Source organism: Siphonobacter sp. SORGH_AS_1065 (genome assembly GCF_030818595.1).
Classification (GTDB): Bacteria; Bacteroidota; Bacteroidia; order Cytophagales; family Spirosomataceae; genus Siphonobacter.
Map to the genome: position 1 here is coordinate 2,773,192 of NZ_JAUTAM010000004.1, position 15,814 is coordinate 2,789,005.

At 47.2% G+C, this 15,814-nt stretch carries 9 protein-coding genes; 3 read left to right on the plus strand and 6 right to left on the minus strand.

From position 1 onward, the window contains the following. The first annotated feature begins 74 nt into the window (after positions 1-74). A complete protein-coding gene (aroC, locus tag QE390_RS12195) occupies positions 75-1,157 on the plus strand; it encodes a chorismate synthase (protein WP_106636239.1) in 1,083 nt (360 codons plus the stop codon). Further along, positions 1,157-3,031: an ABC-F family ATP-binding cassette domain-containing protein gene (locus QE390_RS12200; protein WP_307142336.1), complete on the plus strand. Its 1,875-nt coding sequence runs from the start codon at positions 1,157-1,159 to the stop codon at positions 3,029-3,031. The genes aroC and QE390_RS12200 overlap by 1 nt, the downstream gene beginning before the upstream one ends. A gap of 58 nt (positions 3,032-3,089) precedes the next feature. Here QE390_RS12200 and QE390_RS12205 read toward each other — a convergent pair whose 3' ends face one another. From QE390_RS12205 to rsmH, 4 genes are all read right to left on the minus strand, one after another. After that, positions 3,090-4,583: a capsule assembly Wzi family protein gene (locus QE390_RS12205; protein ID WP_307142337.1), complete on the minus strand. Its 1,494-nt coding sequence runs from the start codon at positions 4,581-4,583 to the stop codon at positions 3,090-3,092. A 267-nt stretch (positions 4,584-4,850) separates the two neighbouring features. After that, positions 4,851-7,115, minus strand: a complete 2,265-nt coding sequence (locus QE390_RS12210; RefSeq protein ID WP_307142338.1) for a penicillin-binding protein — start codon at positions 7,113-7,115, stop codon at positions 4,851-4,853. Positions 7,116-7,141: 26 nt separating this feature from the next. Then, positions 7,142-7,528 (minus strand): FtsL-like putative cell division protein, encoded by a 387-nt coding sequence (locus QE390_RS12215; protein WP_106636242.1) that lies wholly within the window; start codon positions 7,526-7,528, stop codon positions 7,142-7,144. Positions 7,529-7,574: 46 nt separating this feature from the next. Further along, a complete protein-coding gene (gene rsmH / locus QE390_RS12220) occupies positions 7,575-8,498 on the minus strand; it encodes a 16S rRNA (cytosine(1402)-N(4))-methyltransferase RsmH (protein ID WP_307142339.1) in 924 nt (307 codons plus the stop codon). Positions 8,499-8,772: 274 nt separating this feature from the next. Here rsmH and QE390_RS12225 point away from each other — a divergent pair, with 274 nt between their 5' ends. Continuing rightward, complete coding sequence (locus QE390_RS12225) at positions 8,773-9,984, plus strand: TlpA disulfide reductase family protein (RefSeq protein ID WP_307142340.1); 1,212 nt, start codon at positions 8,773-8,775, stop codon at positions 9,982-9,984. Positions 9,985-10,183: 199 nt separating this feature from the next. Here the strand turns inward: QE390_RS12225 and QE390_RS12230 are convergent, their stop codons facing one another. Continuing rightward, positions 10,184-11,434, minus strand: a complete 1,251-nt coding sequence (locus QE390_RS12230) for an efflux RND transporter periplasmic adaptor subunit (RefSeq protein ID WP_307142341.1) — start codon at positions 11,432-11,434, stop codon at positions 10,184-10,186. Positions 11,435-11,450: 16 nt separating this feature from the next. Further along, positions 11,451-15,791, minus strand: a complete 4,341-nt coding sequence (locus QE390_RS12235) for a CusA/CzcA family heavy metal efflux RND transporter (protein WP_307142342.1) — start codon at positions 15,789-15,791, stop codon at positions 11,451-11,453. Positions 15,792-15,814: the final 23 nt, after the last annotated feature.

The following is a 15,814-nucleotide window of genomic DNA, read 5'->3' on the forward strand; positions in this document are numbered from 1 at the left end:
TTGGAAATCCCCCAAGTGGATTTAAAATCTTACGTATCTGCACCGTTCGGATACGAATAAAATGTCAGGAATTTATGTCTAGTACATACGGTACTTTATTTAAAATCAGCACCTTCGGTGAATCGCACGGAAAGGCTATTGGCGTAGTAATCGACGGATGCCCCGCTGGGATTCCGTTTGACGAAGCGTTCATTCAGGAAGAGTTAGACCGCCGCAAACCCGGCCAGTCGCGTATTACTACCCAGCGTCGGGAGGCGGATGAGTTTCAGGTTCTTTCCGGAATTTTTGAAGGAAAAACCACCGGAACGCCCATTGCTCTGGTCATTCCCAATGAAGATCAACGGTCAAAAGATTACAGCCACATTGCCGAGCAATTCCGCCCCTCTCACGCCGATTATACCTACACCAGCAAGTATGGTTTTCGGGATTATCGGGGTGGTGGTCGGTCCTCCGCCCGCGAGACTGCTGCCCGTGTCGCCGCCGGAGCTTTGGCTAAACTGGTATTAAAAGAGCTGGGTATTAGTATTCAGGCCTATGTTTCGCAAGTGGGTAAGCTAAAGCTCGAAAAATCGTATCAGGAGTTGAACCTGGCTTTAGCCGAAGAAAACGCCGTTCGTTGCCCCGATCCAGAGATGGCTCAGCAAATGTTCGACTACATTGACGAAACCCGCAAAAAAGGAGATAGCATTGGTGGAGTCGTGGCGTGCGTTTGTACGGGTGTACCCGTAGGACTGGGCGAACCGGTTTTCGATAAGTTACACGCCGAATTAGGCAAAGCCATGCTGTCAATTAATGCGGTAAAAGGCTTCGAGTATGGCTCGGGCTTTGCAGGAGTTGAATTATTCGGCTCCGAGCATAATGATGCTTATTATACCGACGAAGCCGGAAAAGTTCGTACGCGGACCAATCTGTCTGGGGGCATTCAGGGGGGGATTTCCAATGGGGAGGATATTTACTTCCGCGTGGCTTTCAAACCCGTGGCCACGATTATGCAGGACCAGGAATCGGTAGATTTACAGGGCAACGCCGCGGTCGTTTCCGGCAAAGGACGGCATGACCCCTGCGTAGTGCCCCGGGCAGTGCCGATTGTGGAAGCCATGGCGGCCTTGGTATTAGTAGATTTTTATTTGTTGAATCAGGCTAGGAGGGTTAACTAATGAATTACTTATCCGCCGAGAATCTCTCGAAATCAACGGGAGAACGCTGGCTGTTTAAAAATATAACGTTCGGGTTGAGTAAGGGCGATAAAGTAGCCCTCGTTGGCCGGAATGGTACCGGAAAAACGTCGTTAATGGATGTTTTGGCGGGCTTACAGACGGCTGAAGAAGGAGTAATCAGTATCCGAAAGGAAGTTCGGCTGGGCTATCTCAGCCAAAATCCGGCTCTGGACGAAAATCAAACCGTTCTGGATATTCTTTTTCTGGGAGACAGCCCTTTATTACAGGCCATTCGCTCGTACGAAAAATCTCTGATTGATGGAAATGATCAGGAAATTTCGGATGCAGCGGAGGAAATGGAAGCTCAGAAAGCCTGGGATTACGAATCGAAAGTAAAGCAAGTGTTAGGGCGTTTAGGAGTTGCCGAAGAAAACTTTACCAAATTAATCGGTCAACTTTCCGGAGGGCAGCGTAAACGCGTGGCTCTGGCGAAAGTCCTGCTGGAAGAACCCGATTTACTGATTCTCGATGAGCCTACCAACCACCTGGATCTGGAAGCAATCGAGTGGCTGGAAAATTACCTGGGTACTGCAAATACCACGTTATTACTGGTGACCCACGACCGATACTTCCTGGATCGGGTGTGTAACGAAATTCTGGAACTGGCCGATGGGTCGATTTATCGGTACAAAGGCAACTATTCCTATTTCCTGGAGCGTCAGTCGGAACGTTATGCTTCCGAAGCTTCCAGTGTAGATAAGGCTCAAAACCTGCTTCGAAAGGAGTTGGAATGGATGCGTCGTCAGCCGAAAGCCCGAGGAACGAAGGCTCAGTATCGTATCGATGCTTTTTATGATTTGCAGGACAAAGCCAATCAGGGCCGGAAGGAATCGAATGTTGAATTAAACATTGGTATGGCTCGGTTAGGTAGTAAAATCATCGAGCTGGATCATATCAAAAAAGCATTTGGGCCCCTAAAAATCGTCGAGGATTTCCAATACATTTTTCGGCGGAGAGAACGAATTGGTATCGTTGGGAAAAATGGCGTTGGTAAATCAACGTTTCTGGACATTCTGACGGGCGAACAGCAGGCAGATTCCGGCGAAATTAGTGTGGGTGAAACCGTTCGTTTCGGTTATTATACGCAGAGTGAACCCACCTTCTTGCCCGGCCAGCGAGTCATTGATGTGGTGAAAGATATTGCTGAAGTGGTAACGCTGGGATCGGGAGAAACCATCACGGCCAGCCAGTTTCTGCAACACTTTTTATTCGAACCCAAGCGACAATATACCGACGTTAAGAAACTTTCAGGAGGGGAAAAACGCCGCTTGCAGTTACTGCAGGTATTAATCAAAAACCCGAACTTCCTGATTCTGGATGAGCCTACCAACGATCTGGACATTCAGACCCTGAACGTGCTGGAAGATTACTTGCTTCAGTTCTCAGGCTGTTTGGTATTGGTGTCTCACGACCGTTACTTCATGGATCGGCTGGTCGAACACTTGTTCGTTTTTGAAGGTCAGGGAAAGATTCGGGATTTCCCCGGTAACTATACCGATTATCGCGAATCGCTCAGTAATGCAGCTCCGGTGGAGGCTAGCAAGCCTAAGTCGGAAGCTCCCAAAACCGAGCCAGTTCCAGCGGCAGTAACGCCAGCTCCAGCCAAACGAAAACTGAGTTTTAAGGAGCAAAAAGAACTGGAAAGTCTGGATAAGGAAATTCCCGAGCTGGAAAACAAGCGAGCCGTATTAACGGAACAAATGAACTCTGGTAGTGCAGATTACCAGCAGATTGCATTGTGGGCCAAAGAAATAGAAGAGATCAATGCCTTACTGGAAGATAAAGAATTCCGCTGGATGGAATTATCTGAGTAAGGTCTTTACCTCTGAAGGCAAGAGCCTGATCGTTCTTGAACGATCAGGCTCTTTTGTATTATCGACGATACCGTAGTCGATACCGCTCCAGTTCAGGGATACTTTCGTCAACAAAACCCCAGCGTTTTTTAATACTCACGGAAAAGGCCAGAGAGCTGGGGTAAAGATTGCCCGCGTCTCCGGCCATGCTGGCGTGAAGAGCGGAGCCTTTAAGAAACCATATCATTCGCTGAGCTTCAATCAGAAAGCAAAATTGCTGCCTGGGATGTGTATAGAGATGATCGGAATTACCCCGTGAGGTTAGATACGATAGTCGGCCAGTAACCTGCCATTGACTCGTGAGCCAAGCTTCTGCCGCCAAGTGGTAAACGGTGAGAAAATTGTTATTATTGAAGTAACTCTGGATGGTGGAGGGATTGATAAACGGTACGCCAATCGTTCTTCCCAGATACGACCAACCCTGTTTGTACTGAAGGTGATTAAAATATTGCTCCGTCCAGATGGGTTTAGTACCCCAAAGCGGCCCTTTTCGACCCTGATCCTGCGTTGATAATACTTCAAAAACTACGTTTCGGAGGCCGGTCTGAAGGTAGCCTGTTGCATGAGTATGGATACTAATCCCCCAAAGTCCATCTCGCAAATTAGACAGATACATTAGGGAGGGCATCTCGTAGGGCTGCTGGCGGTAAAGGCATATCCTGTGAGCATCAGACTGGATTTGCAGGGCTAAATCAACTGAGCCCAGATGATTTCCTACTCGCTCCTGATGATCGTAGGGGTTATCGTTTTTTCCGAACCCTCGTTTGCCGGTTAGTACACTCAGAAAAGCCGCAGCATCCCGGGGAAGACTGCCGTCTAACTGAAAGTAATTGGTATTTGCTGGAACTACGGATGAAGTGCCCGCCCATTGCACCTGATGGTTGATCCCCAAAAAGCCTAATACATTTGCCTGAAGCTTACCGAAGCGAAAATATAGATTTTTCTGATGCAGATACGCACGGCGAACGTAAGCTTCGCGATCATCCAGCCAGCCGTGGGCCATTGACGCCTGAATGGCAAGATGAGGTGTGAAAAGAGAAGTCCATTGCGTCAAACCCAGTTGAATTTTAGGAACTGGCATGGCATTACCCGACCAGCTATAAGGCCCCATGCCTAAAGTAGAATCGGCAATACCTATTAACTCCTTGCGTTTACCCGCGTACAACTCCATATTTTTGTACTTGAACTTAAGATGAGCCTGCGGTAAAAAGAGCTGAGGATTTCTTCCTACGTTACCCGTTACTTCCAAGGCATATCCCCAATCCAGACGTTTGTTTTGGAGGTAAGGCCGCGTTTTGCTGGGCTTCTGGTAATCGGAATGAATGAGAAAAGAAGTCTGTAAAAAAGAGCCTTTCGATGGCATTACTCCGTATTGACGGGCTTGCATCCAGAACGGTACGGAACCTGCGGCGGTTAAGCGGACCGACGTTTCATACGTCTCCGCATTCGTAAGAATACCTTGTGCGTGTACTAATACTGGCGACAAAACCAGTAGGTAAATCCGAAATAGCATGAATCAAGTGTAAGTAGGTTGGATTAACTTGACTCAATGTATTGGTAATTTAATAGGTATTAATACTTATTTTACTTTTATTAGTTAACGGTTGTTAATGAGAGGCACTAAAGAGAGAAGTAGCCGCAAATTGTGAAGTGGGGCAGTATCAAGGTTACCGACTGGTTATAAATAAAAACTGCCAGCAAAAGGCTGGCAGTAGAAAGTAGCTTTCAATAAATGCTGCTAGCAGAAAAGCTGGCAGCGTGGAGTAATCTTAACGAAATACTAATGCAGTTCTAAAGAAATGCGGCGATCAAGGGGTTCAGTGCCGGGTTCCAGCGATTGATTCACGACGTGACCCCGACCGTGATAGGTAACTTTGTAACCCCTGTTTTCCAGCACGTATAAAGCATCCCGCAGGGTCATTCCCTTTAAATTTGGAACCTTCTTCGTGCTTCCTCTTGGAGCTTCATCCCAGCCACTGGCGTTGGTACGAATCTGAAAACTGCTGGAAATGATCCGTACATCGTTCGGGTGAGAGTTCCCTAATTCGGCCTGCCATTCGCTGGCAAAGGCGGGGTTCCCGCGTAAGGTTCGGTGCATTTTTAAATCCAGGGCGTGTACTTTATCCGCAATCTCACGGAAGACCGGAGCGGCTGCGGTACCACCGTAGGCCGAGGTACCCGTTTCTGGGTTATGTGGCTCATCCAAAGCTACCAGAATGGTATAACGCGGCTTTTCAGCGGGGAAGTAACCAATGAATGAGGAGTAATATTTATTGGTTTTTAGCTTGCCGTCAAATTTCTTAGAAGTACCCGTTTTTCCCGCAATGCGATAGTTGGAACTCCGAATACTACGAGCCGTACCGTGAGGGCTTTCCAGCACCCCTTCCAGCATTTTTTTGACGATTTTCAGCGTCTTATCCGAACAGATTCGTTCGGAATCGCGGCGTTGGGTCTTGGTATAATCAATTTCAACCAGATCACCGCGTTTGGCGGTTTTCACTACAATGGGCTGAACCCAGTACCCATCGTTGGCCACGGCGTTATAAAAAGCCAGCATTTGCAGAGCCGACAGACGCATTTCTTCGCCAATGGACATGGTAGGAAGCGTCTTTTTACTATACAACCGATGATCCATTCGGTGAAACTCCGGCATTTCATTCCCCTTGCTTACTTCTACCTGAAAACCAAGCTTGTCGGCGAGGTGAAACTTCTCCAGATAGTCGATAAACTTATCGTGCTTATTCGAAAAATGCTGCACCAGTACCCGGGCCATTCCCGTATTGGAAGAGCGGACAAAGGCATCTTCAATCGTAATGACACCATATCCCATATTATTGGAGTCATGCAGGTGCAGGTACTGACCTGTTGTGGATACCAAATCATTAGGAGATACATTCGTTTCCTCAAAAACTGCCATCATCGTAGCCAGTTTAAAGGTTGATCCTGGAGCAATGCGATAATTAACCGCAAAGTTCTGATCATCTACATACGTAGTATCTTTGGTATGGTGAAGGTTCGCAATGGCTTTAATTTCACCGGTTTGCGTGTCCATCACAATCGCCGTTCCGTACTTGGCCTTGTAGTATTTCACCGCTTTCAGTAAGGCCGCTTCCGTAACGTCCTGCATGTTGATATTCAGGGTAGTATACAGATCCAGTCCCGGAATGGGATGGTGTTCTTCAGATTCGTTCAAGGGTCGCCAACTGCCGCGTAAGTTCTCAAACCAGCCATGCCCTTCCTGTCCGTATAGCTCTTTGTTAAAGCTTTTCTCAATACCTGTCATCCCTCGCATTACCTCCATTCCCTGACCGTTGGGATCTTTAATAATGATGTCATCCGTCTTGCCTAGCAAACGGGAAGCTGTATTTCTGAAGGGTTTATCCCGGTTTGGAACCAGTTCGAAATTGAGCCCGGTGGAGAATAACTTCACGCTATCCAGCGGCATCCATTTGAATCTGAATTTCTTGCGATTCAGAGCCTGGTCCTCTAGTTTTTCCTGCTTCGTAGCCTTGCGGATAGCTGCCCACTTGGTGTTTTCAAAAAGCCACTTTTTCTTTTCGTAAGTAATGGGTTTAGGGCTGATCGACAGGTAACGAGGTTCCTGTTTCCAGAGCGAAGTATCGGTCTGGGCTTCGTTGTAAGCCATGACATTCAGCAGTTTCCGACGAGCGGATAAAATGCGTTTTTCAATGGCCTTGGGCGATTCATTGAGCATATAACCCAGATGAATCGTTAGTGAATCGAGGTTTTTGAAAAAATGGGCTGAATCAGCAGAATGGCGAACCGTAACACTGAGATCAATCCCGACGCGATACTCGGGTACCGAAGTCACCAGCAGGCTTCCATCGTCCGAGAAAATATTCCCTCGGGTGGCCGGAATGATTCGGTATCGGGTGTTTTCGGCTCTACTTTTCCATTCAGGACCTTCCACCTGCTGCACGTAGGCAATACGGGTAGCAATGGCGATGCTAAAGACCAGCAAACCAGCCGATACCAGGATGCTGCGAAGAAAAATCCGACGTTTAAGATTCAGAGCTTCAGGCATAGAAATAAATCAAAAATAGGTTGGTTCTAGGGGTTGACAGCTTGCTGGTCAGCCTTGTGAGTAGGCATTACTACTTTAATGGGAGGTTGCTCGTTACGGTAATCACGCAAACCCAACGGAGCCACTTTCTGGATGATCCGGGACTGACGGGACTCCTGCATTAACTTCGATTTTTCGTAGGTTAACTCCGCATTCAATTCACTGATTTTACGACGGTTCGTATCGGTCTCCCGAATCAATGATTCTCCGTGTAAGACCCAGGCAACGTAACTAATCATCAGAACCACCACCAATAAGGCGTTGAATAACTTCTGATTGGGATTGGACTGACCTTTCCACTGACTGACCCGCAGAAGCTTAAAGAGCGGTTCAAGCCATTGAATGGGCTTCTTTTTTTCGGAGTTGGATGACATCTATTGAAGGTTGTTTTGGAGTCGTTTTTCAGAGGGTAATGAATCGTTAATTAGGCTCTGCTATTCGCAAACGTGCACTGCGAGCCCGGGAGTTCAGGGCAATTTCATCCGCCGTAGCTTCGATGGGTTTGCGGATGACTGACTTCAAAGGCTTCAGTTCATTGCCGTATAAATCTTTCTCGGCCTCTCCTTGAAACTTGCCCGAGCGAATAAAGTTTTTCACCAACCGATCTTCGAGCGAATGGTAACTCATGACTACCAATCGGCCTTCGGGAGCTAATACTTCCGGTACCTGTTCCAGAAATTCTTCCAGCACCTTCATTTCTTCATTGACTTCAATCCGAATGGCCTGAAAAACCTGGGCGAAATATTTGAATTCTTTCCCGCGTGGAGCAAATTTCTGAAGCACGGCTTTCAGCTCCTGAACGGTCTCAATGGCTCCGTTTTGTCGGGCGGCATACACGGCATTGGCCAGTGTGCGGGCATTTTTTACTTCGCCGTATAATCCAAAAATCTTGTGAAGCTGAGCTTCGTCGTAAGTATTGATTACATCTTTCGCTGAAAACTCGGCCTCCGGGTTCATCCGCATGTCTAACGGACCATCGAAGCGAGTAGAAAACCCTCGTTCGGGTACGTCGATCTGGTGGGAAGAAATGCCTAAATCTGCCAGAATGCCGTCTACTTTTCGAACGCCATTCAAACGCAGAAATTTTTTCAAGTAACGAAAATTGGCTTCTATGAATGTAAACTGCTTATCTTCAATAAATTTAGATTCGGCTTTCGCATCAGGGTCCTGATCAAAACTTAACAGGCGACCCTCCGGCCCGAGTTGCTTGAGAATGGCTCTGGAGTGTCCGCCGCCGCCAAAAGTCACGTCTACGTATATACCGTTCGGACGAATGTTGAGTCCCTCCAGACATTCCTGGAGCATAACGGGCTGGTGGTAATCGGGCGTTGGCGTTGAAGACATGAACTTAGGGTAATAAGGCTTTAAAAGTGAATGCTTTAGAGCGATAAAAGCAGAACGCTTTTGCACGCTAATCTAAAAATTCTTTAAAAATAATACGTCCTCCTTCGCAATGGAACTTTCATTGCTCATTTTTGACTTCTTTAAAAAATTTGGTGGAGAGTAAAAGAGATTACAAGATTAACAAAATTTACAAATGTAAATCAAGTTTGATTGAAATCATTTTTCGAAATCAGGTTATTAATGCACTTAACTATTTGAAAATCAACTTCCCTGTATGAAAAAAATCTTTTCGATTGGTTTAAGTTTATTGTTATCACTCTCGGCGTTTGCCCAGACTTCGGTTCAGAAAGGAACCTGGCGGGCGGTAGTCGTAAATAAAGGAGGAGAGCTACCCTTTGGACTGGAGATCGAACCCGCTGGCAAGGCTAATACCTACACAGTGTATGTCATCAATGGGAAAGAACGCCTGAAAATGGACCCATCAACGCTCAAAGGCGATTCTTTACACATTCCTATGGAATTGTTTGATGCCGAGCTGATTGGTAAAGTTTCGGGAAAAGAACTGACGGGTGTTTATAAGAAAAAAAGAGGTAAACAATACGTGACGATTCCTTTCCGGGCTCAATACGGCAAAAGCTATCGTTTCGCTCCAACCCCTCAACCTACGACCTGGAATGTTGCGGGTAAATACGCCACAACCTTTGGCGAAGCTTCTAACGCGGTGGGCGTATTCGAACAGAAAGGAAGTAAAGTGGCCGCTAGTTTCCTGACACCAACGGGGGATTATCGGTATCTGGACGGTGATATTATTGGCGATAGTCTTTTCCTCTCTACCTACGATGGTTCGCATTTATTTCTCTTCAAAGCTAAGCTGGAGAAAGATAAAATTTCGGGTGATTTCTTTAGCGGTCCTACCGGGAAATCGACGTTCGTTTCAGTAAAAGATGAATCGGCTTCACTACCCGATGAAAAGTCACTGACGTTCCTGAAACCCGGCTACGAGAAAGTTACATTTGAGTTTCCCGAAGCGAAAACGGGACAAAAATTAAGTCTGGATGATCCCCGATTTAAGGGTAAAGTAGTGGTGTTGCAAATCATGGGTTCGTGGTGCCCCAACTGCATGGACGAGACGAATTTTATGGTACCCTGGTACAACAAAAATAAAAAACGTGGGGTAGAATTTGTAGGTCTTTCTTTTGAACGAAGTGCAGATTTCAAGGAATCACAACCCAAGTTAATCAAGATGATTGATCGTTTTAAAATTCCTTATCCTGTGGTGTTAGCGGGCGTACCGGATCAGTCTGCTTCGGCGAGCTTACCTATGCTAAATAAAATTATGGGTTATCCTACAACGATTTACATTGATCGTAAAGGAAATGTCCGCGAAATTCACACGGGCTTCTCTGGCCCTGGAACGGGTAAATATTACGACAAATTCGTCGAAGATTTTAACTTATTAATGGACAAGTTAATTGCTGAAAAGTAAGAGATTATTTATCGTACTTACCCGAATAAAAAAGACGCGATTATGTCGCGTCTTTTTTATTTACAAATCTTCGTTTAAATAACTTAAATTGGAATTGGGTGGTTGGTGAGGACACCAGCCACAGAAGTAGGAAAGTTACATAGTCGGATGAGACGCGATCAATCAACGTCTCTACAAACAACCAACAACAAAAAACCTGTTAATGCGAATGCCCGTGTTCGCTATTATTCATCACGGATAATAAATCGTAAGCTCCTTTGACAACGATGGTATTGGCCTTTACATCGGCAGGAGGGAATACTTCTACGTATCCGTTCTGACTTATTCCCGTACGGATTTCTACCCGTTTAAAGGGATAATGCACGCTGCCTTCTTCGTTGTGTCTCCCTTCCGAAACGAAGATATATTGCTTATCCCCCGAACGAACTACGGCGGCATCGGGTAGGGTCTTCACCTGCGTTCCGCCCGTTTCAAGATGAGCCGTTAGATACGTACCCGGAACCAGATTCCGGTTGGTTTGACTGAGTTTACACAAAACTTTTACCATGCGTTCGGGTGAGATTTCGCGGCCAATGAGGTAAATCGTAGCCAACCGATCGGTAGACTCATTCCCTAACCGAACGTGTACCTGCTGACCGATTTTCAGACGCGATAAATCCTTCTCAAAAATGTTCAGTTCTGCCTGGACAAAACGAGTGTCTGCCAGTTCTGCCAGCATTTCGTTGGCCTGAATGGCCTTACCCATGTTCACATTTACGTGTGTCACGTAGCCGCTGGCAGGAGCAACAACCGCTACGGTTCGACGAATGCCTTTTCCTAAGGCGTTAGTGTTGATATTAAGCAAACCGAGCCGCTGTTTTAATCCTTCCAGACGAGCGTTTAGCGTTTTCAGTTCTGAATTGGTTCGCTGGAAAACTTTAGCGGCGGCCACGTTTTCACGGCTCAACTCATCCTGACGACGGTTTTCCTGTTCGAGATACGTCAACTGACTGGCCGCTTCCAGGTATTCCTGTTGAAGGGTAATGAATTCTGGATTTTCCAGTGTAACGACGGTTTCGCCTTTATTGACCCATTTACCGGGTAATAAGGTGGTCGAACGAACAATACCGCCGTAAGGAAACGAAAGGCTAATTTGTTGTTGAGGGGGCATGACGAGTGAGCCCGTCGCCTGAATAACTCCCGAGAGCGAGCGACTTTCTACGGAGCCCAGCATTACGTTAATGGCTTTATACTGACTTTCCGTTAACTCGGCTTCCTCTTCTTCATGTTCGCTGTGCCCTTCTTCATGGTGGTGATCGTGTTCGCCGTGCGTATGGCCTTCTTGGCTTGCTTCTTCGTGCGAATGTCCCGAATGATCGTGTCCTTCATGGCTGTCGGCTTTTTCTTTGCAGGCCGGAAAAGCCATCATTAAGCCCGAAAGAAGGAGATATGTTAAAAAATGCTTTTTCATGTTTGAGAAGATTAAACTACTGAATGCCTAATAACCATTCGAGGCGGATGATGCTCTGGTTGTATGACTGAACCGTTTGCAGGTAACCAAGTTGAAGCTCGTTGGCCGTGCTAATACCTTGCAAATACTCCACGTAACCAATTTCACCCGCCTGAAAACCACGGTTAGACTGCCGTCTGATTTCCTGAGCCTGAGGTAAGGCCGAGCTTTGGTAATAATCCAGGTTTTGCTGAAGCTTCTGTACTTCCTGTACCACCGAAGCAATCTCACTTTCAGTGTTTTTCTGTTGCTGGTCAAACTGCTGTTGCTGAGCCTGTTGGTTTAGTTGAGCGGCATCGATGCGAGCCCGGTAAGCTTTTCCGAACAAAGGGAAATTAATACCGACCTGTCCACCGTGAAAGCGATTTGCACTTGAAGTAGCATCCGTCGTGGGTGCTCCGATTTTGACGGCTCCGATCAAACTCTGGTTGAAGTATCCCACTAAAAAATCCGGTTTGCGATTGGCTTTTTGCAGGTTTTTTTCCGTTTCAGCCAGCTTAATTTGCTGAGCGTACCAGGCTACTAATGGATTGGTTGCATGATTCAGGGTATCGGGTAACTTCCGAATCATTAGATTCGCGTTACTCGTAATTTCCGGGGGCACCTCTGCAAATAGTAAGGTCTGTAGCCGCCGCTGAACGATGGCTACATCCGCTTCATTCTGCGTACGTAAGGTCTGAATCTGACGCAAACGCGTTTGGGCAACTGTCGATTCCAGCGAGCCTGCCTCGCCCGTACGCAGGCGAATCTGGGCCGCCCGCAGGAAGTTCGCATACAGCGAATCCTGTGACTGGTAATAATTTTGCAGGTTACCGAGATAAGCCAGTTCATACCAGGTTGATTTTACCTGATAGGCCAGATCATTTTCGGTGACGTGTACCTGTAACTGAGCACTTTGGGTTTGAGCCTGCAAGGTTTGTGAACGGGCTTTAAAAACCGCCGGATTCGGAATACTCTGATTCAGGGTAACATTCTGATCGAATTTGTAGCTGTTGTATTGTCCCGCCAAAATCGAAAGCTCGGTTTTAGGTAACTCCTTCGCGGTTCGTTCCAACATCTGACGACTTTTTACATCGGTTCGGGCGGCGGCCAATGAGCGGTTATTTTCTAACGCGAGTTTGACGGCCTGCTCCGGTGAAAGGGGGCTCTGAGCCTGACTGAGTACTGGTAAGATGAATAAGAAAGCAATCATTGTTACGACCTTATGTTTCAGTCGAACACCTTTTTCGAGATACATATACAAGATGGGAATGACGAAAAGGGTTAATAACGTAGAAGTAACCAGACCGCCGATGACGACCGTTGCCAGTGGTTTCTGCACTTCACCACCCGCTCCCGAGGAGGTAGCCATGGGTAAAAAGCCGAGTGAAGCGACGGTGGCCGTCATGAGAATGGGGCGTAAGCGAGTCTCGGTTCCTTTCAGAATAATTTCGGTAATGTCCTGAATGCCTGATTTTTTCAGGAAATTAAACTCACCAATTAATACAATTCCATTCAGAACGGCCACTCCGAACAGAGCAATAAAGCCCACCCCAGCCGAGATACTAAAGGGCATATCCCGTAGAACCAGAGCGAAAACGCCACCAATGGCTGCCATAGGAATGGCCGTAAAAATCAGCAAGGATTGCCGAATGGAATGGAATGTGAAGTAGAGTAGGGCCAGAATAAGCGTCAGGGCGATGGGAACGGCAATGGATAAACGACCCGTGGCTTCCTGTAGGTTTTCAAACTGTCCGCCATAGCGAACATAATAACCCGGCGGGAAGGTAACCCGACCATCAATCTTGGCCTGTAACTCTCGAACGACGCTTTGCACGTCACGGCCTCGGACGTTGAAACCGATGATAATGCGGCGTTTGGCATCCTCGCGTTGAATCTGATTCGGCCCCAGTTTTAACGATACATCCGCAACCTGTTGTAAAGGAATATGATTTCCGTTAGCCGTGGTCACAAACAGATTCTGAACATCTTCAATGCGTTGACGATGGTCGGGAGAAAAACGCACCACCAGATCAAAACGCTTTTCGCCTTCGTAAACCAGTCCCGCTACTTCTCCGGCAAAAGCCGTGCTAATGGCCCGGTTTACGCTTTCAATGTCGAGTCCAAACTGAGCCAGTTTATCGCGGTTAATGTTGACGATGATTTGCGGTAAACCAGAAATTTTTTCCTGATAAATATCTTTAGCTCCGTCTACCGAAGAAACCAGACCAACGATTTGCTGTTGAAGTCGGCTTAGCTCGTCCAGATCTTCGCCAAAAATCTTGATGCCTACATCCTGACGAACGCCGGAGATTAACTCGTTGGAACGAAACTGGATGGGCTGGGAAATGCCGAAATTGACGCCGGGAATGTCTTCCAGGGCTTCAGTCATTAAGTTGGCAAGTTCTTCTCGGGTATGGGCCGACGTCCATTCCTCTTTGGGTTTGAGTTTAATGGTCAAATCACAGGCTTCCATGGGCATGGGGTCAGTAGGGATTTCAGCCGCTCCAATTTTTCCAATGACCTGCGATACCTCCGGGAAACGCTTCATTAATAAATCCGAAGCCTGGGTTACTTTATCGACCGTCTGAGTCAGGGAGCTGCCCGTTAACAGCATGGTTTCGGCTACTAAATCGCCTTCCTCCAGCGTGGGTAAAAACTCACCACCTAAGCGGGTGAACATCCAGACCGAAATGCCAAGTAAGCTTACAGAAAGGAGTACAATGGCTAATTTGAAACGTAGAGCGGCCTTGATAAGAGGGGTATATTTTCGGTGGAAGAAGCCCATCAGGCGATCCGAAAGGCTGACTTTGTGGGTAATGTTCTTGTTCAGAAACAAAGCCGTCATCATCGGTACGTAGGTTAGCGAAAGAATAAAAGCTCCCAGGATGGCGAAGCTGACAACCTGAGCCATCGGCTTGAACATTTTTCCTTCTATACCCGAAAGCGTCCACAAAGGGAGGTAAACGATGAGAATAATAATCTCACCGAAAGCCGCCGAACTACGAATCCGGCTCGCTGATTCGTAGACTTCATCATCCATTTCCGATTGGGTTAACCGACCGGATTTTCGTAAGCTAAAATGATGCAGCGTAGCTTCCACAATGATGACCGCTCCATCGACAATCAGTCCAAAATCAATGGCTCCGAGACTCATCAGGTTACCCGAAACGTTGAAGAATTTCATCAGGGTAAACGCAAAGAGCATGGCCAGAGGAATCACTGAAGCGGTAATTAATCCCGCCCGCCAGTTACCCAGAAAAACCACAAGTACGAAAATGACAATCAAGGCTCCTTCCACGAGGTTCTGGGTTACCGTCCCAATGGCCCGCCCCACTAATTCACTCCGTACGAGAAAAGGATCAATCACCACGCCTTCGGGTAAGGTCTTCTGAATCTGGGTAATGCGTTCCTGAACCCGCTTGACGACTTCGTTGGAGTTCTCGCCTTTCAGCATCATTACCAGACCGCCAACGGCCTCACCTTCGCCGTTGCGGGTGAGGGCTCCGTAGCGATTGGCATACCCAAACCGAACCTCGGCGACATCTCGAATCAAAACGGGTGTGCCACCGCTGGTGTTTTTAATGACAATTTTGCCAATGTCGTCCAGCGAGTTAATTAAGCCTTCCGAGCGAATGAACAAAGCCGTTGGTTTTTTGTCGATGTAGGCTCCGCCGGTGTTCTGATTATTTTTTTCCAGAGCAGCGAAGATGTCGCTTACACTCAGGTTATAACTCCGCAGTTTTTCGGGTTCTACAGCTACTTCATATTGCTTCAGAAAACCGCCCCAGCTATTCACCTCGGCCACCCCGGGTGTCCCGATGAGCTGCCGCCGTACGTACCAGTCCTGAATGCTACGAAGCGACATGGCATCGTACTTGTTTTCGTAGCCTTTTTTGGCGTGAACGGTATACTGATAAATTTCTCCAAGTCCGGTTGAAATGGGGGCTAACTCGGGGTTACCGACATTGGCAGGAATGAGCGTTTTCGCTTCATTCAATCGTTCGCCTACTTGTTGCCGGGCCCAGTAGATGTCTACGTCTTCGTGAAAAACGATGGTTACTACTGAAAGACCAAAGCGGGAAATCGAGCGAACTTCTTCCGTTTCGGGTACGCTCGCCATCGTTTGTTCAATGGGAAAGGTAATGAGCCGTTCCACCTCGGGAGCCGCCAGCGAAGGCGTGAGGGTAATGACCTGCACCTGATTGTTGGTAATGTCAGGCACGGCATCAATGGGTAATCGACTCAGCGAATAGGCACCGCAGCCAATCAGAGCCAGCGTGAAGAGGCCTATGATGAGTTTATGGTCAATCGAAAATCGAATGATTTTATCCAGCATGGAAAGAAAATTAAGGTACTAAA

What these genes read in the sequence shown, in the direction of transcription:
- aroC (WP_106636239.1), top strand. Translation starts at nt 75, where the DNA reads ATGTCTAGTACATACGGTACTTTATTTAAAATCAGCACCTTCGGTGAA.
- QE390_RS12200 (WP_307142336.1), top strand. Translation starts at nt 1,157, where the DNA reads ATGAATTACTTATCCGCCGAGAATCTCTCGAAATCAACGGGAGAACGC.
- QE390_RS12205 (WP_307142337.1), bottom strand. Translation starts at nt 4,583, where the DNA reads ATGCTATTTCGGATTTACCTACTGGTTTTGTCGCCAGTATTAGTACAC.
- QE390_RS12210 (WP_307142338.1), bottom strand. Translation starts at nt 7,115, where the DNA reads ATGCCTGAAGCTCTGAATCTTAAACGTCGGATTTTTCTTCGCAGCATC.
- QE390_RS12215 (WP_106636242.1), bottom strand. Translation starts at nt 7,528, where the DNA reads ATGTCATCCAACTCCGAAAAAAAGAAGCCCATTCAATGGCTTGAACCG.
- rsmH (WP_307142339.1), bottom strand. Translation starts at nt 8,498, where the DNA reads ATGTCTTCAACGCCAACGCCCGATTACCACCAGCCCGTTATGCTCCAG.
- QE390_RS12225 (WP_307142340.1), top strand. Translation starts at nt 8,773, where the DNA reads ATGAAAAAAATCTTTTCGATTGGTTTAAGTTTATTGTTATCACTCTCG.
- QE390_RS12230 (WP_307142341.1), bottom strand. Translation starts at nt 11,434, where the DNA reads ATGAAAAAGCATTTTTTAACATATCTCCTTCTTTCGGGCTTAATGATG.
- QE390_RS12235 (WP_307142342.1), bottom strand. Translation starts at nt 15,791, where the DNA reads ATGCTGGATAAAATCATTCGATTTTCGATTGACCATAAACTCATCATA.